20 protein-coding genes are annotated in these 24,426 nt (G+C 51.3%); 10 read left to right on the top strand and 10 right to left on the bottom strand.

Annotated features, from left to right (window positions below):
• The first annotated feature begins 29 nt into the window (after positions 1-29).
• On the top strand, positions 30-635 hold the full coding sequence (locus ABFD83_02740) for a hypothetical protein (protein MEN6355984.1): 606 nt from the start codon (positions 30-32) through the stop codon (positions 633-635).
• 34 nt (positions 636-669) lie between these two features.
• Here ABFD83_02740 and ABFD83_02745 read toward each other — a convergent pair whose 3' ends face one another.
• Both ABFD83_02745 and accD read right to left on the bottom strand, forming a co-directional pair.
• Positions 670-1,647, bottom strand: coding sequence for an acetyl-CoA carboxylase carboxyltransferase subunit alpha (locus ABFD83_02745; GenBank protein ID MEN6355985.1), 978 nt, complete (start codon positions 1,645-1,647; stop codon positions 670-672).
• Complete coding sequence (gene accD, locus ABFD83_02750) at positions 1,637-2,506, bottom strand: acetyl-CoA carboxylase, carboxyltransferase subunit beta (protein MEN6355986.1); 870 nt, start codon at positions 2,504-2,506, stop codon at positions 1,637-1,639. The genes ABFD83_02745 and accD overlap by 11 nt, the downstream gene beginning before the upstream one ends.
• A gap of 185 nt (positions 2,507-2,691) precedes the next feature.
• Between accD and ABFD83_02755 the strand changes: the two genes are divergently transcribed.
• Entirely contained in the window at positions 2,692-3,009 is a 318-nt protein-coding gene (locus ABFD83_02755) for a hypothetical protein (GenBank protein MEN6355987.1), read from the top strand.
• A gap of 115 nt (positions 3,010-3,124) precedes the next feature.
• Here ABFD83_02755 and ABFD83_02760 read toward each other — a convergent pair whose 3' ends face one another.
• The 5 genes from ABFD83_02760 to wrbA all read right to left on the bottom strand — a co-directional run bounded on the left by ABFD83_02760 (position 3,125) and on the right by wrbA (position 9,767).
• Positions 3,125-5,218 carry a hypothetical protein gene (locus ABFD83_02760; GenBank protein ID MEN6355988.1) on the bottom strand — a complete coding sequence of 698 codons (2,094 nt, stop codon included), beginning with the start codon at positions 5,216-5,218 and terminating at the stop codon, positions 3,125-3,127.
• 45 nt (positions 5,219-5,263) lie between these two features.
• Complete coding sequence (locus ABFD83_02765) at positions 5,264-6,349, bottom strand: stalk domain-containing protein (protein MEN6355989.1); 1,086 nt, start codon at positions 6,347-6,349, stop codon at positions 5,264-5,266.
• A 147-nt stretch (positions 6,350-6,496) separates the two neighbouring features.
• Positions 6,497-7,738: an SLC13 family permease gene (locus ABFD83_02770; GenBank protein ID MEN6355990.1), complete on the bottom strand. Its 1,242-nt coding sequence runs from the start codon at positions 7,736-7,738 to the stop codon at positions 6,497-6,499.
• Positions 7,739-7,830: 92 nt separating this feature from the next.
• On the bottom strand, positions 7,831-9,048 hold the full coding sequence (locus tag ABFD83_02775) for a GNAT family N-acetyltransferase (protein ID MEN6355991.1): 1,218 nt from the start codon (positions 9,046-9,048) through the stop codon (positions 7,831-7,833).
• Positions 9,049-9,134: 86 nt separating this feature from the next.
• Positions 9,135-9,767 carry an NAD(P)H:quinone oxidoreductase gene (gene wrbA, locus ABFD83_02780; protein MEN6355992.1) on the bottom strand — a complete coding sequence of 211 codons (633 nt, stop codon included), beginning with the start codon at positions 9,765-9,767 and terminating at the stop codon, positions 9,135-9,137.
• A gap of 162 nt (positions 9,768-9,929) precedes the next feature.
• Between wrbA and ABFD83_02785 the strand changes: the two genes are divergently transcribed.
• From ABFD83_02785 to ABFD83_02810, 6 genes are all read left to right on the top strand, one after another.
• A complete protein-coding gene (locus ABFD83_02785) occupies positions 9,930-11,612 on the top strand; it encodes a DUF3352 domain-containing protein (protein MEN6355993.1) in 1,683 nt (560 codons plus the stop codon).
• Positions 11,613-11,804: 192 nt separating this feature from the next.
• On the top strand, positions 11,805-13,121 hold the full coding sequence (melA, locus tag ABFD83_02790) for an alpha-galactosidase (GenBank protein MEN6355994.1): 1,317 nt from the start codon (positions 11,805-11,807) through the stop codon (positions 13,119-13,121).
• Positions 13,122-13,167: 46 nt separating this feature from the next.
• Positions 13,168-14,487, top strand: coding sequence for an alpha-galactosidase (melA, locus tag ABFD83_02795; protein MEN6355995.1), 1,320 nt, complete (start codon positions 13,168-13,170; stop codon positions 14,485-14,487).
• A 154-nt stretch (positions 14,488-14,641) separates the two neighbouring features.
• Complete coding sequence (locus tag ABFD83_02800) at positions 14,642-15,400, top strand: PIG-L family deacetylase (GenBank protein ID MEN6355996.1); 759 nt, start codon at positions 14,642-14,644, stop codon at positions 15,398-15,400.
• A 47-nt stretch (positions 15,401-15,447) separates the two neighbouring features.
• Positions 15,448-16,377, top strand: a complete 930-nt coding sequence (locus ABFD83_02805; GenBank protein ID MEN6355997.1) for a glucosamine-6-phosphate isomerase — start codon at positions 15,448-15,450, stop codon at positions 16,375-16,377.
• Positions 16,378-16,551: 174 nt separating this feature from the next.
• Positions 16,552-16,887 carry a hypothetical protein gene (locus ABFD83_02810; protein MEN6355998.1) on the top strand — a complete coding sequence of 112 codons (336 nt, stop codon included), beginning with the start codon at positions 16,552-16,554 and terminating at the stop codon, positions 16,885-16,887.
• 94 nt (positions 16,888-16,981) lie between these two features.
• On the opposite strand, the gene pyk is transcribed toward ABFD83_02810, so the two are convergent.
• Together pyk and ABFD83_02820 are read right to left on the bottom strand one after the other, a co-directional pair.
• The gene (pyk, locus tag ABFD83_02815; protein MEN6355999.1) at positions 16,982-18,397 is read right to left on the bottom strand and encodes a pyruvate kinase; all 1,416 of its coding nucleotides are present in this window, start codon (positions 18,395-18,397) and stop codon (positions 16,982-16,984) included.
• 213 nt (positions 18,398-18,610) lie between these two features.
• A complete protein-coding gene (locus ABFD83_02820; GenBank protein ID MEN6356000.1) occupies positions 18,611-20,011 on the bottom strand; it encodes an ROK family protein in 1,401 nt (466 codons plus the stop codon).
• Positions 20,012-20,293: 282 nt separating this feature from the next.
• On the opposite strand from ABFD83_02820, the gene ABFD83_02825 reads away from it, so the two are divergent.
• A complete protein-coding gene (locus ABFD83_02825; protein MEN6356001.1) occupies positions 20,294-21,478 on the top strand; it encodes a hypothetical protein in 1,185 nt (394 codons plus the stop codon).
• A gap of 50 nt (positions 21,479-21,528) precedes the next feature.
• On the opposite strand, the gene ABFD83_02830 is transcribed toward ABFD83_02825, so the two are convergent.
• Positions 21,529-23,199 carry a glycoside hydrolase domain-containing protein gene (locus ABFD83_02830; GenBank protein MEN6356002.1) on the bottom strand — a complete coding sequence of 557 codons (1,671 nt, stop codon included), beginning with the start codon at positions 23,197-23,199 and terminating at the stop codon, positions 21,529-21,531.
• Positions 23,200-23,480: 281 nt separating this feature from the next.
• Between ABFD83_02830 and ABFD83_02835 the strand changes: the two genes are divergently transcribed.
• Positions 23,481-24,416 (top strand): tetratricopeptide repeat protein, encoded by a 936-nt coding sequence (locus tag ABFD83_02835; GenBank protein ID MEN6356003.1) that lies wholly within the window; start codon positions 23,481-23,483, stop codon positions 24,414-24,416.
• Positions 24,417-24,426 lie beyond the last annotated feature (10 nt).

Below are 24,426 nucleotides of genomic sequence, written 5' to 3' on the forward strand. Positions count from 1 at the left end.
GCACGAGGGAGCAACATGGAGGCAACTCGATGATTAAATGTCCGAAGTGCAATTGGGAAAATAGAGATGATGTCGTTAAGTGCGTGCTCTGCGCATATGACTTTAATTCCGCTGCAGTTGCATCTCCACCACTCGACCCTGTTATGAACCAACCGGCAGTTGCAACATACCAGCCACAGCCTAATCCAAACACCGCTGTAAAATTGAGTGTCTACGACGCTGCTATCAAATCCGGCGGAAACTGGTTTTACTGGATTGCCGGACTCTCACTTATCAATACAGTAGTCGCTCTAGCTGGAATGGATTGGGGATTCGTCATCGGTTTGGGATTTACACTTTTATTGGATATGGCAATCAGAGAATATGGAGGGTATGCAACAATTATCCTTTTGCCGATAAACCTGATTATTGTAGGCATGTATGTAGTGTTCGGCTACTTCGCCTGCCGCCGGGCCAGATGGGCCTTTATCACAGGAATTATTCTGTATGGTCTGGATACGCTGCTTGTGATTGTTGCGCGTGATTGGCTTATGATTGCGTTTCATGCTTTTGCGCTCTTTTGCGTAGGCCGAGGTCTTCAGGCGGTTTTAATGGCTAGAAAGGCCGAGGCAGCCGACAACGTCGGGGTAATGTAAAAAAAGCAGTCGGCCTCAGCCGACTGCCTGCTTTTTATTGTTCGGATGGTTCCATATAGAGCCCCATGCTTGTGAACTTCTTATAGCGCTCATCCAGGAGCTTGGGGATTTTAAGCTTTTCGAGCTGGTCCAGATGCTTGATGAGCGCAGTCTTTATGTTTCGCGCGGCAAGGTCTACATTTCTGTGAGCTCCGCCGGGCGGCTCAGCGATAATCTCGTCTATCACACCGAGTCTCAAAGCGTCGCTACTGGTTATCTTCAGAGCTTCGGCCATCTCTTTGTGTTTGGTCGGGTCACGCCAGAGTATCGCCGCGCAGCTTTCAGGCGGGATAACGGAGTAGATTGCATGCTCGAGCATCAGGACCCGGTCGGCAACTGCAATGCCGAGCGCGCCACCGCTTCCGCCTTCACCGAGCACAACAGAGATCACCGGCGTCTCCAGCGTCGACATCTCCATCAGGTTGCGTGCGATTGCCTCGCTGATGCCGCGCTCTTCCGAGCCGACACTGCAGTCGGCGGCAGGCGTATCCACAAGGCAGATAACCGGTCTCTTAAACTTTTCTGCCAGTTTCATCAGTCTGAGCGCTTTTCGGTAGCCTTCGGGCTTGGCGCTGCCGAAGTTGCGATACTGGCGGTCCTTCAGATCGCGCCCCTTTTGATGGCCGACAAACATAACCTGCCTGTCTTCGAGTGTGGCGATCCCGCCGACCATTGCGTGGTCGTCCGCAAAGAGCCTGTCACCTGAAAGCTCGGTATAATCATCGAACATCACTCTGACATAATCAAGCGTATAAGGCCGCTTCGGGTGACGAGCAAGCAATACCCTGTCCCAGGTGCTCAGGTTCGCGAATATCTCGGCCAGCAGCCTGTCACGGTCTTTTTCAAGGATCGCTATATCTGCCGACCTGTCCTCACCGCGCTCCATAGTGAGCCGTCTGATCTCAGCTATTTGGGTATCCAGCTCGGTTATCGGTTTTTCAAAATCAAGCACATTCCATTCGCTAGGCGGCATCTTCTTTCTCCTTAAAGCCGCAGAACTGCAGCACCTTTATGAGCGTGGACTTAAGCTCCCTGCGCGGCACAATTCTGTCGATCATGCCGTGTTCGAGCTGGAACTCGGATGTCTGGAAGTTGTCCGGCCGATGGATCACACCCGCCTGCTGTGCGACCCGCGCGCCCGCAAAACCGACCAGCGCCCCAGGCTCAGCGAATATAAAATCACCAATTGATGCATAGCTGGCATGCACGCCCGCGGTAGTCGGGTCTGTGAAGACGACAATATACGGCAGCCCGGCTTTGCTCAGCCGCGCGCACGCGGCGGCTGTCTTTGCCATTTGCATCAGCGAAAGAATGCCTTCCTGCATCCTTGCGCCGCCCGAGGTAGTAAATTGGATCACAGGCAGCTTGTTTTCTATGGCGTGCTCTATCACTCGAACGACCTTCTCGCCGACGACGCTTCCCATACTTCCGCCCATAAACCTGAAGTCCGCCACTCCTAGCGCCACTTCGATACCGCATATCTCGCCCGTTCCGGTAATTATCGCCTCGCTGAGGCCGGACATCATTTTGCCCTTGGCGACTTTGGTCTCATACTCAGGAAAATCAAGCGGATTGATGGCTGTAAGGCCGGCGTCCATCTCAACAAATGTACCGTCGTCTATTGTAATCTCAATACGATCAACGGCCCCGAGTTTATAGTGATATCCGCACTTGCCGCAAACGCGCAGATTTTTTTCCAGTTCTTTGTTAAACAGTATTTCGCTGCACTTCGGGCATTTCGTCCATAACCCGTCCGGCAGCGCGTCAACGCTCTTCCTGGCTGTTTTACGCGCCGCTTTGCCCTTTAGTCCAAACCATGGTCCAGGCGTCATATCCTGCAATACCTCCCGCTCAGGTAAAGGAAGCAGGGCTTGAGCCGTTACCTCTCATTCCCTAACACCCAATACCTAACACCTAATACCTATTTGAGCTATTATAACAGATTGTCGGGTTTTCGCCGAATCAGGTGGGTAAACTTCACATGAGAAGCAGCTAATCTCGTAAAGGAAGTGTTTCGATGAAAACGGTATATGTATTTGCCTTCATGGCTTTTGTGGTCTTGATTGCGTCTTCAATGGCGGCAATGGCAGCCGAGTGTAGAGCATGCTACGGTCAACCAGACTTGAGCACAGTCTGCCCGACCTGTCAGGCTCCTGCCTGGAACAGAACCCAATGCGAAATTGGAGCGGGCCCATGCAATACATGTCCGCCAACTGTAGTCAGAGTTGATCCTTGGGTAAGGTGCGGAGCATTCTGCGCAGCGGGTCAGATTCCTCCAGGCTGGCCGTATGGCTGGAACGCGCCGTATTGGCTCAGGCCGAACAGCAATTTCTGAAAGAGGTCAGGTAACAGATAACAGGCTAGAGGCAATAGACAGTAGGCAAGATAGGGTCCTTCGAAATCCCTCCAGGTATCTTACCTGGAGGGAGCCGGAACTATGTGTGGAGGTGTTAGCTCACCAGTTTGAAGAACACCTTAACTATGACAGGGCTGAACGGCGGTATTTGAAGGTCAAGAATAAGTTTGTCTCCGACATGCTCATAGGGTGCGCCGTCTACCGTTACGTCTTCGAAGAGTCCCAGGTCGCTCAATCTCAGCGCCACCCTGCGCGAGACGTGCGTATCGGTGAGGTTGAAAGAGTTGACCACACACCTGCCCGACTCTGCAAGCAAATGGATGTGTGTCAGCTCGTCGATTCCAAAGAATCTGCCTCGACTATAGAGGTCCTTCAGCTCTTTATACTCCGCCATAGCCTGTTTATAACATGCAAAACGCTTCGGGTTGTTACCGCCGCCGCCAATGCCGAGATGCCGGATGGTGCTTGCATACCACCAGAACGCGAGGCAGTTGTCGTTGTCCCTATCCATGTTGATGTGCAGGTACAGCGGAATTTCGTAACACAAGTTATAATAAAAAAGGCTCAATGCCTTGCCGGAGAGCAGGTCTTCGAATGGGTCCCACATAAACTCGAACGCCCATGCCTCGTCGAAAGCTTCGCTGCCATGCAGATAGTACATCGGCAGGTAGCGCACTCCCCATGGCCATATCGGGTCATGCACCTCCGTCAAAATATCGGGGTGGCTCTCATGGAGCTTGCGCGAGAGTTCCAAAACCGCACGCGCATGCATGTTGGGAGTGGTGGGAACAGCATGGCCGTGATTCGGATTATAACACGCTCCGCGCCAGTCGAACTCATCAAACATTACAAAGCTCATTCCTGCATCTGCGAGCGCGCGTATTCTCTTGAGCTTTTCTTCTTGATAATCGTTGGAGCAGACGCACGGCTCGTAGAACGGCTTTTGATCATATGGCGCGTAGTAGCCGATACTGCCGTCTGCGCGGCGGCGATACAGGCCGGGATAATCGTCGCAGTAGCTGCGACCAATAGTGCGAAATGCCGTCTTGAGGCCGTATTTATCTCTTATCGTATTAATAAATTCCGTGACATCGCCCAGTCGCTCGATATCCCAAGTGGTCCCGCCTTCGCAGACCTCCCAACCCGGATCAAGATACAGCGAGTCGCAGCCTGCCTCGCGCGCCATGCCTGCCTCCCGCTCCAGGGCTTCGATTGAATAATGCTGTGCCAGAGCTTCCTTGTTGTTGTGATGCCAGCCGATGTTGTAAAGCTCGTTCCAGTGGACGGGCGGGTCGTAGTTTTCCGGCAGGCCATGCCCTTTGGAGTTCATGAACTCTCGGAACATATAGCTGCCCTGTCTCCACAGACCCTCATAGAAGTGATAGCGAGTCTTTCCGAAGATCGACTCCGCCTCTGCCTTAAGTTTGCGCGCCTCAGTCGGCTCGTTATATAGTGACGCTGACGCTCCGCCGAAAGTGAGAAATTTTCCACCATCTCGAAGTTCCGTGTCGAGCATGGAATACTCGATGGAATCGGGATTATATTTTATAATCAGAAGACCGTTCTCGCCGTCAGTCCAAGCCCAGCCTTCACTTCTGCCGCGATCCTTGTCGACGACCTCCTGAACAAGCCTCTGGACGTTATGAAACTCCGAGCACTCATATCTACCGTGATAGAGGTCATCTAGCAGATAGTCATGCTTTTTACCATCGGGCTGAAGTCTGAACGGGAGTGCGACGAGTCTGTAATCTTCAATATCTATGCCTGGCCCGCCGTAGCGGCTGGGTTTCTCCAGCCTCTTGCGGAATCCGAACCGGTAGCCGCGAAGTACCAGGTCCTTTTGTCCCAGGTTACGAAGGGTTATCTGCTCCTCCAGATACTCGCCTCCTTCGGGCAGATAAAACTTCTGCACCACTTTAACCCAAGACTGGTCGTCCGGCTTGCCCAACGTGCCGCTGATTGTCACAACCTTGCCTGCGCGCGGCGAGACCTCTTCATTGATGACAGGTGAAAAAAGACCTTCAAGGTGAACGATCTTGTCGTCATATTCCACAAAAGCCGAATATCGGTATTCACTGTCGGCAAAGCGCACGCCTGAATAGGTGTCCGTAAGCACTATTTTTTGCAGCCGGTCATCATACTCCACGTCGAGCTGGTATCGGCTGGTATGAAAGCTTTCCAGGTTCATTAATATCCTCTAGAGTATAGTATTTTGCTGGCGATTCCATGAATCTTACAATTTCGCCCCATCGTCCGCCAGGCGATTGAAGTAAGATTTCAGCGATGACTGCTCCCACTTGCTGCCCTGGAGCCGGAGCAGATACTGCCGGGCGGCTCTGTTAAAAGTAGTAAGCCCGGCCACATGCTCACTGGCGGCTTTCCTGCCAAGGCGGTCTCCAACCTTGTCCTCAACTGTCGTTACCGCGTTTATCATTTTCTGTGTGAGAGCAATCGTGCTGTCAGTCTGAGCCAACTGCTTATCCAGAGCAGTCGCCGCAGATTTCCATGCCGGAACAGCGGACTTTACATTGTCGATTGATGGGGATTTTTGGAATAAATTTACAGCCTCGATTGCTTTCCTGACCGGAACGTCGGATTGAGAGTGCATCTTTGCCAGAAACTGAGATGCCTGGATGCTGGCGTTCAAACAATGAGCCGTATACTGAGTGATGGAAACCGGCGTGCCGACTACCGGGATTCGGCTCAGAAAAGTGAGCGCCGAAGAACTGGAGACTGCTTTAAGCACCGGCTGGACTCGAGATGCGGCCGCATTGAAATCGTTCAGATATGTCCACAGCCGCGAGGATTTTACGGGTGTCTTTGCCAGGGATGAAAGAGAAATACGCGGGTCCGATATGTCCGCGTTTATTTTATCGATGGGGCTGGCCGGTTGGGTTGCAGCCGGATACGGTACTGTCGTCGACTTGCCGGCAAAGTCTAATTGTAAACCATCTGCGGTATCAGTTGCCCTGCCCCCAAAAGCTCGAACGACAGCCTTAGTGGGAACATAAAAAACGCCATCCCTAAGAATAGGACATGTCGACAGCAAAATCGTCTTACTTCCGCTCGTCGCGACAATACTGCCTGAATCCATCACAAGCGTGTTTTTGCCATTGCTCAAGCGCACGCTTTCACCGGCGTTGTGCGTTTTTACCTTTATTCCCATCCAACCGGCAATATAGTCCAGGCTGATGCAATGCTTATTATTACTGGTAAGCGCCGCGGGGGAATCCTGCGCATATACGTTAGGTGCGCATATTATAAGGCAAATTGCCATAATTGAAAATCCAAACCGGCGGATCGAATATTTCACAGACATGCTAAACTCCTAAGCGAAACAAATGCCGAAAACTAATCCCAATGAGTGTCCATCCATGTGCCTGTTTTCCCTGCACGCCAAAATACTCAATCATGGAGAAACGCGTAATACGTCCGTGAAAGGGCTGCCGTAATTCGGAATGTGCCCTTAAACCCATCCGAATAGATAGAATACCCATAGCATAGCAACGCCGACGAGAGTGGTCAGCAGAGTCACAGGAACTCCGGCTCGCAGAAAGTCCCAGAATGAAAGCTGCACATCTTTTTGCGAGCGCTGTGCCACTATCAAATTAGCTACACTTCCGAAAAGAGTCAAATTTCCTGCGAATGTGCTTGTGAGCGCCAGAAGCAGCCAGAAAAATTTCGGCTCACTCATCTTATCGATCCAATGACCGGCAATAAGCACAAACGGCACATTGGAGAATATATTGCTGCCCAAGACTGAAACCATGCTCCATTTAATCATGCTTGCAAGTCCGGTTTTAGTCCCTAAAGAACTGAGGCTGCGTTCCAGCAGTGCGTGGTCAGTCCTAACGAAACCTTCAACGACAATAAACAGCCCTGCAAAGAACAGTAAAAGTGACCAGTCTACCATCTCAAGAGTGAGCCTTGGCGGGCGATTTATCCAGACAAGTAGGAATGCGGCTGCCACGACCGCTGCAAAATCCATTGGCGCGCCCAGCATAATCGCGACAATGAACGCTACGAAGACCATAGACCCGCGGACCGCGAGTTTACGTTTTATCTCGGTCTCAGGCCTGTGTGCATATTCTCTGGGCATTTCAACATGCATTAGCTGTTTACGAAACAGCAGCAACAATAAAGCCCAGTCTATTACAAGGCAAATCAGCCCGACAGGCGCCATTCTTGCACAGAAACCGGCCCAGCTCCAGCCGGAAAACCGGCCAATTATCATATTTTGCGGGTTTCCGGTAAGGGTCATAACGCTTCCGATGTTGGAGCCTGTAGCAAGCGCCAGAAGGAATGGAACCGGCGGTAGCTCCGCCTGGATAACGACTTCCAGCAGGATAGGAGTGCCGAGCAGGCATACAGTATCGTTCAGCAAGAGTGCCGATGCAATCCCTGAAACGAATACAACCGCAGCCAGCAGAACATGTGGGTGATGGCATCGGCGGAGGACCTTGAACGCGAAGAGAGTGGGGAGATTGCTCTGTATCAAAACTGCAAGCAGGACCATCATTCCGAACAGTAAAGCTATGGTGCCCAAGTCAATGGCTGCCGCGGCTTGTATACGGGTGAGAGACCCTGTCAGGACCATCAAAACCGCTCCGACAAGCGCCGCTGTAGGACGGTCAAGCTTGCGCGTGCTGTTTTCTCCCATAGAAACCAATATGTAGGTCAGGACAAAGACCAGTGTGCCAATGTGCAACTAAAAAAACCTCAACAAAAAATGCTTCAGTAATTAATTGAAGCATTATAAGTATATCACCTGGCTGTAATCATGGTCTTTTGGTGGACTGTCTATCCCGGTTCGACCCATGATCGAAACGGCAGAAGTGAAGAGAATACGCCGGAAGCATCTACAAGAGCACGCACTGCATCTCCATCAGCCTTAATCATGCCGAGCTGCCATGCATCCACCGGGTTTAGATAGCCGGTATAGAGTTTTGCAAGCGTTTGGACGTCCATTCGCAGTTTTGCATCAGAGCCGGGTTTACCGATTGAGACCCCTCCACCCTCAGCCGTAACGCCGAACTCAAAACCATGCTTAAACACAGGATCATCTATAGAAAGCGTAAAGCTGCAGGATACGTGCTCCATCGGTTTAAGCGAAGCCATTGCCTGCTCGGGGTCTATTATCCTGAACTGAAATGATGGCCGGACTGCCGCCTCGATCAGTTTCGGATTCGGTATCTCATGGAAAAACAAGTCGTCGGCGGGAGCCGCAAATTTTATCTTTGCTTCAGGCTCAAGGGACGCAAGCAGGGCAAGCATATTTCGCCTATGCTCATTTTCATTGCTTACGATCTCGCTTACGGAGACTAACCTTTCTTCTTCGGTACGCACTGAGTATATTGCATAGCCTGAAGGCCTTCCGTCCTCCATAAGGCTGACTATGACTTTTCGTCCTGTTTCGACTGCAGAGCCGACAGCTTCATCAAGATGCACGATTCTATCCCACCAGTCATCGGTTCTGCGCGTAGAGCAGTTATAATCACGGGCATAAAAATCATAAACCAGTTTTATCGCAGCCAGATCATCGAGTGAAGCGCAGCGGGCTTTGCGCGAATCTCCGATTGCCGATAGTGCGCTTGCATCAGCCGTGTATGTCCTGATTTCACAGCCTGCCTCCCAACCGAATTTACGATAGTATTCATACGAAGCGGGCCATAGGGATGAAGTCGAAATGCCTTCTTTGCGCAGAAGCTTGACGCAATGGGTGAGCAAAGCCTGTGCGTAGCCATGACGTCTGTGCTGTGCAAGTGTGCATACCGCACCTACGGCGGAGTGGCTGATCTTCGCTTCACCGACATACACAGTCCCCGGAGTGCAGATTAGTGTGGAAACAAGCTCACCATCCACCTCGCAGACCAGGATAAATCTCTCGCCGAACAGTTCCGCGATCGTGTGAAATGAACTCTGCCATTTATCGCGTTCCTGGCCGAATACTATATATGCAATATCCGCAGCCTTTTCTACTTCCGCAGGCGTGGGGTTTCTAACAATTATTTTGGGCATATCTCAACCTCCCCCACAGAAATATTCTTCTTTCGATAATGTTCTTCCTGCGGAGAAACCGGTCGATTACGCACAAATATGTAAATTTATCTCTTTGATATTAATTCACTTCCGAGCTTGAGCATTAATGCCCGCTGTGCAGCTCTTTTTCCCAAAAATCGGGCAGCAGCCAAGTCATTTTCGGTCGGCATCTGATCTGCATCCGGTCCGCTCACCGAACTTGCGCCGTAGGGCGTGCCCGCCGAGAACATAATCGGATCGGCATAACCGGGAGCTACGATAATCATGCCAAGATGCATAAGTGGGTTGAGCATGGCAAGGAGTGTCGATTCATTGCCGCCATGAGTCGTGCTCGTGCTGACAAATACGGATGCCACTTTGTCTACCAGCGCACCCTTTACCCACAGCGGTCCGGTCCTGTCGATCACAAGTTTCATCTCCGCAGTCGGGTTTCCATAGCGCGTAGGAGTGCCGAAGAAGATAGCGTCCGCCCACACCATATCCTCATTGGTCGGTTCCTCATATGCAGCCGTCATTTCTCTGCGGGCTGCCGCCCAGCGCGGGTCTTTTGCAATGACTTCTTCAGGAGCAAGGTCCGCCGCCCTCCTGATGCGCACATCTACATCACCGACCTGCCTGGCGCCTTCGGCAATTGCTTCGGCCAGCGCGCGGGTGTTTCCATAACGTGAATAGAAAGCTATCAATACATTGATCTGCATAATTTCCCCCTTAATTGATTTTCAGGTATTATATTGCTGAGTAGTTATATACCGTTATATGCGGGCAGCGTAAACCGAATTTGTTTGATAGATGCGGATTTGTACGGAATATCGGCTTGTAGTAAGAACCGACGAGATATCCCGCTGCATGAGGAGAACCTTATGGAAGAACAATTGATCCCTGTTAGCCCAGGAGGTCGAAACAAGACCATTCCTCTTATTGTAGTGCTGCTGCTTATGGCGGCATCATGTCTTGCCGCATACTATATGATCGCGGCGTATTTCAAACCGCCGGTCGATCCGGCCATATACGTTCCTGCAGATGCCGTCTCAGCCATGACAGTCGATCTTACGCGCACAACCGAAAAAGATGCCGCATTCAAGGCCGTGCAGGCAATTTTCAAGGATGCAGGCGTTAAAGACCCAACAGTCAAGCTCTTTGAAGAAGTGAACAAGCAGTTCAAGATTGATGTTAAGCGTGATGTGTTAGCGCATCTGAATGGAACGGGTGCAGTGGCAGTGCTCCCGGCAATGATAGGCAAGCTCCCCCAATTGGTTGCTGTGATCGGAACCAGGGGAGAAAACGACTCCACAACAGTAATGACAACCCTGGGCAACAAGCTCAATGAGAACCACATGAAATTCGACCGGCTGGAGTATGACGGCTTTTACTATTACTATATTCCATTCGAGGGTCCGCGGAATCCGTACTCCATACAGACAGCAACCTATGTCGGCGCGGTAAAAAGCGGTATAGTCTATACCAACAGCGATGAGGCTTTTAAGAGAGTTGTAGACACAGTCAAAGGCCAGTCTAACCTTGCAGGCAATAAATACTTCAGGATTATGCGCAAGAAAGACGGGTCGACATTTGCATCGGTCTACTACAGCGGCGCAAGCTATTATAAGCTGATCGGCCCGGCTTTCAAGATGGCTTCGGGCCAATTTGCCCCCAATGCCGATGACACAATGAAGAGCATGGTTGAAAATAACGTTGTCGCCGTGGGCAATTTTGACGCTGGCGTGGATGGAATAAGTTTTCACCTCAAAGGCATAATGAAAAAACCAATTCCGACTGCCGGTGTCTCAATTAATAAATTGGCATCATTTGCGCCGAAGAGTGCGGCAGTAGTTTTTGCGACTGCCGGCTGCGACAAGGCATGGAAGAGTATTAAAGCGCAGTTGGGTTCCAGTCCTCAAATGGCCGTGCAAGTAAATGCAATATCCAGTCAAATCAAGCAGTTTATCGGAATCGATCCATATGCGGATCTGTTTGATCGGATAACGTCGGTCGGCGGATATTACGATCCGGCAGGACCTATCAAGCTTAACGGGTTCAGCGGCAATCTGACACTGGTCTTTAAAGTTGATAAGCCGGATGTCGTTGGCAAAGCTCTTGCCAAAATACACACGGCGGTCTCTGCATTCGGTTTTGTTCAGATCAAGCCCACGAAGGTAGCAGGTGTGAAGGCATCAATAGTCGAACTCGGGCCCACCGGTGTATTTTGCGATGCCATATCCGGCGATGGCCTGGTCCTTAACATGAGTGGCTCGAATACTGCAAGTGGGCTTAAAAGCGCCATTATGACCTCTACAGGTAAAGCACAGCCAATTACGCAGAGCAAATCGTTCCAGGCTGTAGTCAAACGCTTACCGAGAAAGGCAACTGCTATCATTTACTGTAATCCCGGCTCCATTGCGAATTTTCTTACGCAGGGCGCTCCGCCCAGGGATCGCAAAATGGTGAAGTCTGTGTCGGATAAAATCGGCGCTTTCGGCATGACAGCCGGTTCAACCGGCGCCCGGTATGAAATACGCGCAGTAATGCCCTTCAAAACGAATTGAAAGCGAGATCAATCATTTCGCGACGGCTATCTGGGTCAGGGCTGAGTCCTGGCCCAGTTTTGTGCCTCTGTAATTTGTTAAGATGCATCATATATTACAGCATTAAAAGAAGGAATCTTTGCACTCTGTTTGCAACTAAAGTAATTGGTACGGTGTGTCGTTGAAAAGTAAGTCAAATGAGGTTTTTAGAAATTGGCAAAGATAGCATTCATTGGAGCGGGAAGCTTTCTGTTCACCAGAGGTTTGGTGCGGGACATTCTGACTTTTCCCGCTCTTAAAGACAGCACCATCGCTCTTATGGATATCGATAAAGAGCGGCTGGCTTTTATTAAAACCGCTGTAGATAATATAGTCGAGGCAGGCAATTACCCGGCAAAGGTTATAGCCACAACAGACCGCGCAGAAGCGTTAAAAGACGCCGATGGGATTGTTATTACCATTCTTCAGGGCGGGGTCGATGTCTTCAGAAACGATGTCGAAATCCCAATGAAGTATGGCATCGATATAAACGTCGGCGATACGCGCGGGCCTTCCGGCATTTTCAGAGCATTAAGAACCATACCGGTGATGCTGGACATCTGCCGTGATATCGAGCGATACTGCCCGAACGCAATTGTCCTAAACTATACCAACCCAATGGCAATGCTCTGCCGCGCAATGCAGGGTGCCGGCAATGTGAAAGTAACGGGCCTTTGCCACAGCGTTCAGGCGCTGGCCGGAATACTTGCCCGATGGATCGGGGCTCCCGAGGAAGAGACTACATATCGCTGCGCGGGGATAAACCATCAGGCATGGTATCTCGACTTCAAATGGAACGGCAAGGACGCATATCCTCTGGTCCGCGAGGCTATGAAGAGGTCCGAAGTATACAACGAAGAGAAAGTCCGAAACGAGATGTTTATCCACCTCGGCTATTATGTCACCGAGTCGAGCGGGCATAGCTCTGAGTATGTCGCCTGGTTTCGCAAGCGGCCAGAGCTTATCGAAAGGTATTGCTCATCCGGCACAGGCAACTACGGCAAGCACGCTATGATCGTGGATAGGTATGCAGATGTCGAAAAGACCTGGCGGGACAATATCAAAAAAGATCTCCAGCAGCCGGTCGATCTCAACCGGGGCAACGAATATGCCGCCAGCATCTTTAATGCTACAATAGGTGACGGTGATCTCTTCGAGTTCAACGGCAACGTCCGCAATTTCGGCCTGATAGATAATCTGCCCGAAGGCTGCTGCGTTGAGGTTCCCGTGCTGGCGTCAAAGCGAGGGCTCGACCCGATGCACATTGGGCCATTGCCTGCCCAGCTTGCATTGTTAAACAATATAAGCGCGCGATGCGAAGAACTCGCGGTTGAAGGCTGCCTTGCCGGGGACCCGACTATGGTATTTCAGGCAATCCTCTTTGATCCGCTGACCTCTGCATTACTTAGCATGCAGGAGATCAAGAATATGGTCGATGAGATGTTTGAGGCTAACAAAGACTGGCTGCCGCAGTTTAAGCATATAGAGTAAGATAGCTATGGCTAAGATGTTAATATAAGTAAGGGGACTTAAGAAATTGGCAAAAATCGCATTTATCGGAGCCGGCAGTTTCGGCTTCACCAGAGGGCTGGTTCGTGACATTCTCACGTTCCCGGCGCTGGCGGACAGCACAATCGCACTGATGGACATTGATGCAGAGCGTCTGAGCTTCATCAAATCGGCAGTCGACAACATTGTCGAAGCCGGCAATTACCCGGCAAAGGTTGTAACCACAACGGATCGCGCTGAAGCTCTCAAGGGCGCCGACGGTGTGGTCATCACAATACTCCAGGGCGGAGTAGACGTTTTCCGAAACGATATCGAGATTCCTATGAAGTACGGGATCGATATCAATGTCGGCGACACCCGCGGGCCGTCCGGGATCTTCCGGGCTCTCAGGACTATTCCTGTAATGCTGGATTTCTGTAAAGATATCGAGCGCTATTGCCCGAACGCGATTGTGCTCAATTATACAAACCCGATGGCAATGCTCTGCCGCGCAATGCAGGGTGTTACCAAGGTAAACGTCACGGGCCTGTGCCACAGTGTTCAGGGCACTGCCGAGATGCTGGCTGAGTGGATCGGCGCGCCAAAAGAAGAGATCACATATCACTGTGCAGGAATCAACCACCAGGCGTGGTATCTGGATTACAAATGGAACGGCAAGGACGCATATCCTCTGATCCGCAAGGCTTTGGAAGACCCCGAAGTCTGGAACAAAGAGCAGGTCCGCAATGAAATGTTCAAGCACCTGGGCTATTATGTCACCGAGTCCAGCGGGCACAACTCAGAATACGTCGCATGGTTCCGCAAGCGGCCGGAGCTTATCGAGAAGTATTGCACGCACGGCACAAATTGGAACCCCGGCCATCATGCATATATACTTAACGAGTATCAGAAAGTAGCCGATACATGGCGCGATAATATAAAAGAGGAGCTGGCCAAGCCCATAGAACTCGAAAGAGGCCATGAGTATGCGTCTCTCATCTTCAACGCCACGTTCGGTGACGGTGATCTCTATGAGTTCAACGGCAACGTGCGTAATTTCGGCCTGATAGACAACCTGCCGGAGGGCTGCTGTGTCGAAGTCCCAGTGCTGGCTTCAAAGCGCGGGCTCGACCCGATGCATGTCGGCGCTCTGCCTGCTCAGCTTGCGCTGCTAAATAATATCAGCGCACGCTGCGAGGAGCTTGCAGTCGAGGGATGCCTTGCGGGAGACCCGACCATGATCTTCCACGCCATCCTCTTCGATCCGCTGACCTCCGCAATGCTGAGTATGGAAGAGACCAAGCAGATGGTCGACGAGATGTTCCAAGCCAATAAAGACTGGCTGCCACAGTTCAAACACTTGAAGTAGATGATATTCCAGGGCGCGGGTTTATCCCGCGCCCTATCTTTTTCATCCTCTGATGTGCTGCTAAGCTATGCCGATAACGAATTACAAAGGAATCTATCCGCAACACGTACAACCATTCATTGACGTAACCTGATTGAAAGAGAATGGACTTCTGATGAAGATAGCAATGGCAGCCGTTGCGCATCCCGATGATATCGAGCTGATGATGGCCGGCACTCTGATAATGCTCAGGGATGTGGGCTACGAACTGCATTACATGAACATTGCCAACGGCTCATGTGGATCGGTTACAATGGGGCCGGAGGAGACCGCGAGGGTCAGGACTCAGGAGTCCCGCAATGCTGCCGCTCTTATCGGCGCGACATATCATGAGCCGCTGGTAAACGACCTTGAAATTTTATACACAGACGCTCTTGTAAGCAAGCTGTGTAAAATCATTAGGGACGTGCGGCCTGAGGTTCTGTTCCTGCCGTCGCCTCAGGACTATATGGAGGATCATATGAACTCCTGCCGTCTGATGGTAACGGCTGCCTTTTGCAGAAACATGCCCAACTATCCGACAGATCCGCCTTCCGCTGCAATAGATAACGAGATGGCGATTTACCATGCTCTGCCTTACGGACTGACGGACCAGTTGAGAAGACCTATCACCCCGGATTTCTATGTGGATATATCGGGTGTAATTGAACGCAAGAAAAGTATGCTTTCCTGCCATAAGAGTCAGAAAGAGTGGTTGGACAAGACCCAGGGTCTGGATAACTATCTGAACATGATGACGGATATGTCTGCTCAGGTAGGTCGTATGTCCGGCAAATTCGAGCATGCCGAGGGTTGGAGGAGACACTCGCATCTGGGCTTTGCATCTGAAGATTTTGATCCGCTGCGCTATGTGCTGGCAGAATTGGTTTTATAGACTGATATTGGCGGTAACCAACCTCAAAGCTTGTAAAGGAGAAGAAAATGTCAAGACCATTAAGCAAAATCGCTCCCGATTGGTGGGACTATACTACTCTCGACCAGGAGATCCTGGACGCTGCCGCAAAACTGACGGCAGAGGACATGGTCGCTCTATCACGGCCCGGGTTCAAGGTCGTCTTTTATGACACACTCGAAGAGTTCTACTGCGCCGAGGCTCTGGAGTATATCGAGGCTTGGAAGCAGTCCACACCGGATAACCCGGTAGGAATCTGCGGACCCATCGGCCCGACCGAGCAGCTTCCATTAGTTGCCCGGATAGTCAACTCTATAGGTCTTAACCTCAAGGACTCCCATTTCTGGGGAATGGACGAATGGTTCATCAACGGTAAAGAGGCTCCTGAGGATCATCCCCTTTCATTTGCCAAGGCGGACAAGGAGATGTGTTTCAACAGGATCAAACCCGAGCTTGCCATGCCCGCATCCAATATGCACTTCCCGAAAGCCGACCCGGCGGAATACGTCGCGAGTTGGGAAGGAGTCAAGTGCGCGGTAATGCAGGGCGGTCAGGGCGACACCAAGCACTGGGCGTTCAACGACCCCCTGAGGCGTGAGGGCGCTTACAAAGACAATCCGCCCACCCCTGAGGAGTATCTGAAACTCTCTACGCGCGTAGTGGACCTGCATCCGGTAACGGTCATGCAAAACGCGCGCACATCAGGCGGCGGTAAGGTCGACCTCGTGCCGAACCAGGCCGTGAGTGTAGGGCCGGTTCAGACTTGGAAAGCCGAGAAGATATCCATCTGGCAGGCGGGTATGCACGATAACGCGTTCGGCCAGAGGCTCACCGCGTTTATGATCGGCAAAAAGATCGCCGACAGCGCCGTGCCTATGTCTCTGCTCTCCCTGCATCCGAATGTGCAGTTCAACTATTTCCGAGGTGGAATCGGCACCTGCGAAGTCGAGATGCACTAAATCAGTCGAAAAGTCTTAAAGTTTGAAAGTCAAAAAGTTGGGGTCTTGCATATGCAATTCCTTTGCTTTTTGACTTTTTAACTTTTTGACTAAAATGCTCGCCTCACATATTTTTTGCCCCTGAATGGTAAAGGTAATATGGGCATAAAATCCCTCCCGAAAGGGGTGGTGGACATGACAAATGAGCGTGATATAGAAGGCAGGACCCCCGCGCAGGAACGCGCTGAAATAGGAACACCGGCAGGCGAAAACCCGGATAAAGGCCGATATAGACATGGCACGCGCGGACTTACTGAAGAAGAGGAAATCGAGGAAGTCCGTAAGCGAGGTTTTATTGAATCCGAGTATGAAATAGACGAAGCGGAATTTTACGAAAGTGGAGATGAGATAGCCGTTACCGGCGGCATCACCGGGACCAAGGTGACTGGCGGTGTCCCGGCAGGGGGCACTCAGGCAGGCGGCACACCCGGTAAGTCCGAGGGCACGCCGAGCTGGGAAGAAAAGCCCTGATAAATATAGCGGTCCGGTGCATGGATTGGGACGGTTGCATCCGGACCGTTTTATTATGCTGTAACACTAGCTTTATCTCGCTGACAAAGCCGTCTTATTCCACAGTCAGCACCCTTATCAGGCTCGTATTGCCCGGAATTCCCACCGGCACTCCTGCAATCACCAGCACGGTATCGCCTTTCTTTATAAGCTTATTGTCGTATGCAGCCTCGACTGCGTTTTCGATCAAGCCGTCTGTGTCTTTTGCCATTTCGACAAAGATCGGGCTGACTCCCCAAGAAAGAGCCAGGCGCCTGGCTGTCTCATCGTTTGATGCAGCGGCTATAATCCGCGCCTCCGGGCGATATTTACTCACCAGCCTGGCTGTAGTTCCACCGTAAGTGCAGGTGACGATTGCCGCGACCTTTATATCCTGCGCCAGCTTGGCCGCAGCTTCACCGATAGCCTCGGTATTGTCATGAGTGGGGTATGCCATGCGTCTTTCGCTCATGCTCTTGTAATCCAGCGACCTCTCAGTGCTGCGAGCGATCTTGTCCATCATTTGGACTGTTTCAATAGGAAACTCACCCATGGCAGTCTCGCCTGAGAGCATGGTTGCGTCCGTTCCGTCTATAATGGCGTTGGCGACGTCAGTCACCTCGGCACGGGTGGGGCGCGGGTTGGATATCATTGAGTCGAGCATCTGTGTGGCAGTAATCACCGGCTTGCCGAGGCGATTGCAATGCCGAATGATGTTTTTCTGGATTGCCGGGACCTCGTCTATCGGCAGTTCGATGCCGAGGTCTCCCCGCGCGACCATAATGCCGTCGTATTCTTCGATAATGCTGATCACGTTGCGCACAGCTTCGGGGCGCTCGATTTTTGCAATTATCGGAGCGCGCTTGCCGACCTCCCGCATAACTTTTCTCAGAGGCTTCACATCTTCAGCCGAACGCACGAATGAGCTTGCCACCCAGTCAACGCCGTGCTCCAGGCCGAATCGCAGGTCATCCTTGTCCTTTTGAGTCACCCCCGGCACGTCGTAGTCTGCTCCCGGAACGGTAAAGCCCTTGTTTGAATAAAGCTCGCCCCCTATTACGACCTTGGTGACAATGTCCTTCGTGGTGGTGGAAATGACCCTAAACTCCAGCTTGGCATCATCCACATATATCATCTGGCCCTTTTTGACCTGGTTTGCAAGGTTGGGAAACGGCAGCGTGACATGCTCGGCGTTACCCTCGACTTCAGATGAGGTAAAGGTGTATGTCTGCCCGGGGATAAGCATGACGGGCGGCTTGGCGATCTTGCCGATGCGGATCTTAGGGCCGGAGAGGTCCTGCAGAATTCCGACAGTCTTGCCGAGTTTTTCGGATATTCGCCTGATAAGTATAATCTGGGCCAGGTGTTCATCATGTGTTCCGTGAGAGAAGTTGAGCCTGGCTACGTTCATCCCAGCCTTAATTAACTTCATTATCTTTTCCGGTGAATTGCTTGCCGGTCCGATGGTGCATACTATTTTTGTTCTTCGCATAATGACACTCCAATTTTTGCTCGTGATCATGCTACGGGAAACAATAGCGGACAGTCAAGCTCAAACGGGGCATGTAAGAACAACTTAACATTACTGCAATGGCAGTGTTACATTACCTTTAGCAGTTGGCCCGACAGCACCCAAAAAACACAAAAGGGGAAGCACGAAATTGAATTCCGTGTTTCCCCTTATTCTGTCCGTGGTTGAGTATAATCAGCGCGGTATGACAGGCAAACTAGCAGCAGCCACAGCCTGACCTATACGCCGGATCTTTTCATCAGGCAAATGGAGTTCTATCTTCTTTGCAAGTTCAGGGAACTCGGTCTCGAGGACCTTCTTAGCCTGAGCAAGAATGATGTTTCCGCCCTCAAACGAAGTCACTCGGCCAAGGATGAGCACATGCTTGAGTTCGTAGAACATCGCATAGTGCGCGACTCCATAGCCGGTGAAAACACCGATGCTCTCCCAAATCTTGATCGCTCTCTCGTCATTCGCGTTAAGCAGGTTCTGGACTGACTTGAGCTTTTCGGCAAGACCAAGGCTATCGTCAATCCCGATTCCAGCCTCTTTGGCGAGTCTGAAGACGGCCTGCTGGGAGAAATACAGCGCTCCGCAGCCCAAATCGCCGGACCATTCGTCCACTGGCGCATCGTCGCCATAGTCTATGGGAATGAACGCGACCTCATTGAGCCATGATGTGATCTCACCGGCTGGTGTAACATATCCGCCAGCCTCGCTCGATCCCATAGCCACGCCCAGTACAGAGTCGTCCTTTAGGGACATAGCTCCGGCAAGCGCGGTGACTTCACCGTCGTTGACTACATCAAACGGGATTCCGCCCCATTCTTTCTTGAGGTCGATGAACAGGTTTTCTATCTTATCAAACTTATCTTTCGGCACACCTCTGAAGAGCGACGCGACGCGCGGACGGTTATTGATATAAACTCCAGCCGAGCTTCCGCCGACAGCATCTACTCTGGGCATATGCGATGCGGCGGTCTTGAGAGCCGTGTTTATCTCATTGTAATGGTAAGCCGGGTCGGTTGCGTTGCGAGGGTCCCAGTTGACTTCTTCGGTATAGACAGCCTCGCCGTCGATTACGGCGGAGACTTTGCGGTCGCTTGCGCCGAGGTCGAAGCCTATTCTGCAACCGTCAAGGTGACCACCGAGAGGTATGGTGCCTTCGGAGGGCGCGGGGATCTTGTCCGCGTCAGTTATCTCCACAGTAAATGGGTGCTCGTATACGCCGCCCATAAAATCGGCGTCAAATTTGCGGGCTCCTGTGGATGTATAGACTTTCTTGATGTGCTCACCGACACTCTTGGGTCCGCCGACGATGACTTTCCAGCCTCCCCGCTGCCAGAGAAGCGTCTTTACTACCCGCTCAGCAAACGGTAGATTAAGATCGGCATCGGCGGAGCCTTCAGCAAAGCACTTTGTATTGAATACGGATACTGACCCATCGCCTCTTTCAAGCGCGATTACCAGGTTTACGCCTTCACCGGACTCTTCGACCATACGCAAAAATGCGCGATTGACCAGAGCCGCGGGGGCGAAATCTTTATGCAGAGGCGGCACGACGGCCGGCTTTGCAAGCTGAGAAAACTTACTCATTTGAAATTCCCCTCTTACTTGATACGCGAGCCGCGCGGGAGGATCCGGCGGCCAATTCTAACTCATCATACGATCAGAGTGCAGTGTTGTCAAGAAGTATGACAGGGCGAACGCATCATAATTTTGCGTCTGACAAAACAGTGTCTTTGCGACCATAGTCACAGCTACAAAGACACCAAGTCGGCATAGACCGACTGGACTCTCTCCCACAGCAATTTCTTCCGTCAAATTGCCAAAAAACATGGTAAAATGGTTCAGCTATTTTGCATGGAGGATACGCTTGTGGACCCAAAAGTCTTATTTGTAATCACCATTACAACCGCTCGGATGTTTATGCCCGGTATATCCGGTATGACAAAGATACCCGGCATGAAAATTCCCGACATGAATGCGCCAACCAGGACGATCACTATGGACCTGACCAGCGGTCAAAAGCCGCAGGGCAGCTATAAGGCAGAGTGCGCTATCCCGGAAGGGCTGAAGCTGGGACCCAAAGTGGACCTGCAGATTGATCTTCCTGAGAAATCGGCAAGTGAGACGTTTTCCACGAAGGACGAGCAGGGCGGCAAGTCCGGTGATATGACGATCAAGGCCTACTGGGGCTGCGGGCAGACTATCGCTGACGGCCAGCCGAAGATTCTCGATACCAAATCCATGGGTGTGGCTGCTCAAAAGATGATGAAGCCGGACAAAATGACAGCGAGCCGCATCTTAGATGAAAACAACACCCATGCCTACTGGCCGCACGGAGATTTCAAGGGTATAGATAACGAAGCCGCTGCTCCAGGCGAATATGACCTTACAACCAACTTCTGCGGCAACACCACCGTCAAGCTCAAAGACTCACAAGATTTCCTGGCCGCAATCGAGATAACGGAGCCGGGCAAGAAAGGCGCAGATGTTGCAAATGCTATTCCCATTAAATGGAAAAGCGTGCCCAATGCCAAGGCCTATCTGCTGATGGCGTTTGCCTCGTCAAATAGCGAGATGGTTACCTGGACTTCAAGTTCCAGCCCCGATATCCCGATGGACCTGCAGTTCAAAGCAATCAAGAAATCGGACCTCGATGACTATATCGAAAAGGGAATTTTGCTTCCCGGCGATGCGACTTCGTGCTGCATCCCCGCCGGTATCTTCAGAGGGCAGGAAAACCCCATGCTGACAATAGTCGCCTTCGGAGCCGACAAGATTCAGGATAGAGACGACATTGTGACCAATGTGGTTATTCGCTCCACCGCCTGCATGACTTTAGGCGCTGCAATGCAGATGGATGATGAAGAAGAGTCCAGTGAGCCGGACCAGGCAAAAGTGAAGAAAGACAACAATGCGGATCAAGACAAAGAAAATGAAGAAGTCTCTGATGATGACGATTCCACTAACGTTGTCGATCAGGCGGACGAAGCTCTCGACAAGATCGAAAAGACCGATAATGTAATCAACCGCGCCAAGAATATCTTTAAGCGCTAAACAAATATGGGGCGCGGATTCTCCGCGCCCCATAATAACCGTCAACTGTTTTATTCATTCTGATGTTCTGCAATCGGTATCAAGAGCCTTCTTGCGATTTCGACATCCCCTGTTGATTTCTGCCTTCCGTCTACGTTTCTGCAGGCAAGAGTGATAGCCTGTTCGTAATCCACCATCTCTTCTGATGAGCGCATGTTCTCCGAGGCGATCACCGCGAGTTCATAGTCCTGAATGCCTTCACGAAGCTGTTCCCAGCGCAGACTCGATATAGGCCCGTTTTCGCCGGGATAGACTAAGAATGTGTCTCCCGACGGGAACGTAATATGCGCCTGCCATTGAACATGTTCGTAGGGACTTTCGGACCAGTCGTTATATGCCCACCGCAGGAACCCATCGTAGCCGCCCTGAATGGCAAAAAAGCCCATCATGCGCGATTCAATAAGCGGCGAGTGAACGAATGTATTAGGAAACTCCGGCCCGCAGCATACATAATAGGTTGTAATTGTTTTTTCGGGACAGTCTTTTGTCACCGCGCAGACGTTGTCGGGGTCAAGGAGTTCGACCACACCCATGGCGCTACGTTCGGGCGGCGCCATTTCGGCTATCCCGCGCTCGTTAAAAGGCACAGCCAATGAAAGGTCGTTCATTCCGCCGAATAAGTTACTGCGGGTATTGGCGGCAAGCGCGGTCTTGAAGTCCGGCGCATATTCACCCAGAAAGTCGATCATCTTCTCCATAACTTCGCTGGGTTTCTCGTCAAAGGCGATATAAGTCTTGTCCATCCATCCACGCTGAGTCAGATGTTTGCGGAAAGCGTCAAAGAAATCTCCCCACGCCTTCACATACTCATCGTCACCTATGGAAGTCATAATCTCATTGATTTCACCGGTATCCGAATCGACGTATGTAATCAGGCTCTTTCCTATCTCACCCGGCCCCTGAACAATTGAATAGCAGTGGATTGTCTGTTCGATCCCAAACTGCCGGTGAATCTCGACAAATTTATCAAATACCGAGAAATCGAATTCGTAGTTGTCGCCGTTTCTGATCCACTTGACCGTGCTGGGATACGGCGTGTATGTCTGGTCTATCCACGGCTTTGCCACTACAGGCGCAACCACGGTCCTTTGACCGTGAGCCGCCAGGTCTTTCAGATAAGGCTTCATATGCTCGAAGTGTTCATCAGACCACACCGGAACGCCGTAGAAGCGCGCAATCGCTCCTGGGTTCATCCAGATGTTCATGTAGAACTGCCAATCATGGACGTCCGGCAGGTCAACATCTGCGACCTCTATCTGTATCGACCGGCTGGCAACCTGCTTACCGTCAATTTCCAACATTGCAAGTCCGAGGTAAATGCCTTTGGGTATCGCCTTTGGAATTTGAATATTGATATAGAGCGCAGCGGATTTGTCTATATCGAACGAATCGACCGGATAAAGTGGGTCGCTTACCATTCCCACTTCAGGTGTGGGAACCGCGCCCACCAGGTAAACGCAAGCGGCCTGGACGGAAATGCTTCCATCCGGACACGATAAGTCGCTGAGTATCAGCCGGGCGTTCTTCACATGCTCTTTTGCTGTGACCAGCGCCATAAGCGAAGTTACGGCATTACGGCATGTGAGCGCTTTAAGCGGCACATCCGGCACATCCGGCGGCGCTTCACCTTGTAAAGGAGGCCTGCGCAGCGTCTGCCAGGCTAGAATTTCATAATCAGACAATGGGTTCCTCGCATTTTGTTGTTATTAGAGTATTTTGACCTAACCCCGCGGCAATGTCAATGATTAAATTTACCGACCTCTATCCGACACAGATCGAGAGGTAATTGTTCCCGATCTAATGGTGAGAATGCTTTAGTGATATTCTTTTAATAGTCAGATAGAGTAAACATTTTTGTCCAATAGAGAAGGATATGCAATACATTTGTAGAACAGATCAATATGATCGATGACTAATATAAGATAATGTGTCGAAGTCACCGAATATTGGGGGTGGATTTACTGTGGGGCTATTTGCAGAAGATGTTTCCAGGGAAGAAGCTATCAGTCTTTTCAAATCGGGTCGACTGGATGAAGCAATTCCGGCGCTTGAGCGAGTTGCATTGAAGTTATCTGATGATCCTCAGGTTCACTCTTGTTTAGGTATGGCTTACGGCAAGATCGGCGAAATAGAAAAAAGCATAGCTTCGTTTGAAAAGTCATTATTGCTGCTTAAATCGGCTCGAGCGCACTATAACCTGGGCGTTGCCTACGATTGCGCCGGCAGGTACTCAGAGGCTAAGGGTCAATTTCAACATGCCCTTGACTATGATCCCAGCTATTCTCCCGCGCGAGAAGCCATCAGGCAGATCGAATCAAAGTCATCACTAGAACCGGCAGCGGCAGCATCCGGGGTTTCGTCCGAACCGCAGCCGACAATTATGGGTCAGGCTCCGCCGACTGCATCAGTCCCGCAAAGCGGCACAATAGGCGGTGTGCCGGATTTCTCCACACTGGCAGCGCCAAAGGCTCCACCCGATCTTTCTGCCGAGAAAGTGAAAAGAGAGTTGGAATGGCAGGAGCGCAGAAAAACTTATGTTAAGTCCGGCTTGGCCTATGGCGCCATTTGTGGCGCAGTGCTTTTGCTCCTGATTCGCTTATGCTTGGTTGCAATGGCTTCGTCTATAATTGGTAGTGGCAGTGCGCTGCTTATACTTGTTGGAGCGATTATTCAGGGCGGCATTGTCGGTGGAATAGTCGGGTTATGGGTCGGCCTGACCTGCGGAGCTGAAAATGAGGGCGCTTTAGCAGGTGCGGTTGTCGGCGGTACCTATGGTCTTCTTGCCGGTCTCATAGGCGGAATGGGCGGGTTTGCAATATGGAACATGCTGTTTTCCGCCCTCTTTACTGGAATATTCGGGTTCTTTATCGGTAAGATGGTCGCGTCAAGCCTGAACTGATGCGCAGTGT

The organism is Armatimonadota bacterium (assembly GCA_039679645.1).
GTDB lineage: Bacteria > Armatimonadota > UBA5829 > UBA5829 > UBA5829 > UBA5829.

Coding starts and splice junctions, on each gene's coding strand:
- ABFD83_02740 (MEN6355984.1), top strand. CDS start 30: ATGATTAAATGTCCGAAGTGCAATTGGGAAAATAGAGATGATGTCGTT.
- ABFD83_02785 (MEN6355993.1), top strand. CDS start 9,930: ATGGAAGAACAATTGATCCCTGTTAGCCCAGGAGGTCGAAACAAGACC.
- ABFD83_02745 (MEN6355985.1), bottom strand. CDS start 1,647: ATGCCGCCTAGCGAATGGAATGTGCTTGATTTTGAAAAACCGATAACC.
- ABFD83_02755 (MEN6355987.1), top strand. CDS start 2,692: ATGAAAACGGTATATGTATTTGCCTTCATGGCTTTTGTGGTCTTGATT.
- ABFD83_02820 (MEN6356000.1), bottom strand. CDS start 20,011: ATGAGTAAGTTTTCTCAGCTTGCAAAGCCGGCCGTCGTGCCGCCTCTG.
- ABFD83_02810 (MEN6355998.1), top strand. CDS start 16,552: ATGACAAATGAGCGTGATATAGAAGGCAGGACCCCCGCGCAGGAACGC.
- pyk (MEN6355999.1), bottom strand. CDS start 18,397: ATGCGAAGAACAAAAATAGTATGCACCATCGGACCGGCAAGCAATTCA.
- ABFD83_02765 (MEN6355989.1), bottom strand. CDS start 6,349: ATGTCTGTGAAATATTCGATCCGCCGGTTTGGATTTTCAATTATGGCA.
- ABFD83_02805 (MEN6355997.1), top strand. CDS start 15,448: ATGTCAAGACCATTAAGCAAAATCGCTCCCGATTGGTGGGACTATACT.
- ABFD83_02760 (MEN6355988.1), bottom strand. CDS start 5,218: ATGAACCTGGAAAGCTTTCATACCAGCCGATACCAGCTCGACGTGGAG.
- ABFD83_02775 (MEN6355991.1), bottom strand. CDS start 9,048: ATGCCCAAAATAATTGTTAGAAACCCCACGCCTGCGGAAGTAGAAAAG.
- accD (MEN6355986.1), bottom strand. CDS start 2,506: ATGACGCCTGGACCATGGTTTGGACTAAAGGGCAAAGCGGCGCGTAAA.
- wrbA (MEN6355992.1), bottom strand. CDS start 9,767: ATGCAGATCAATGTATTGATAGCTTTCTATTCACGTTATGGAAACACC.
- ABFD83_02800 (MEN6355996.1), top strand. CDS start 14,642: ATGAAGATAGCAATGGCAGCCGTTGCGCATCCCGATGATATCGAGCTG.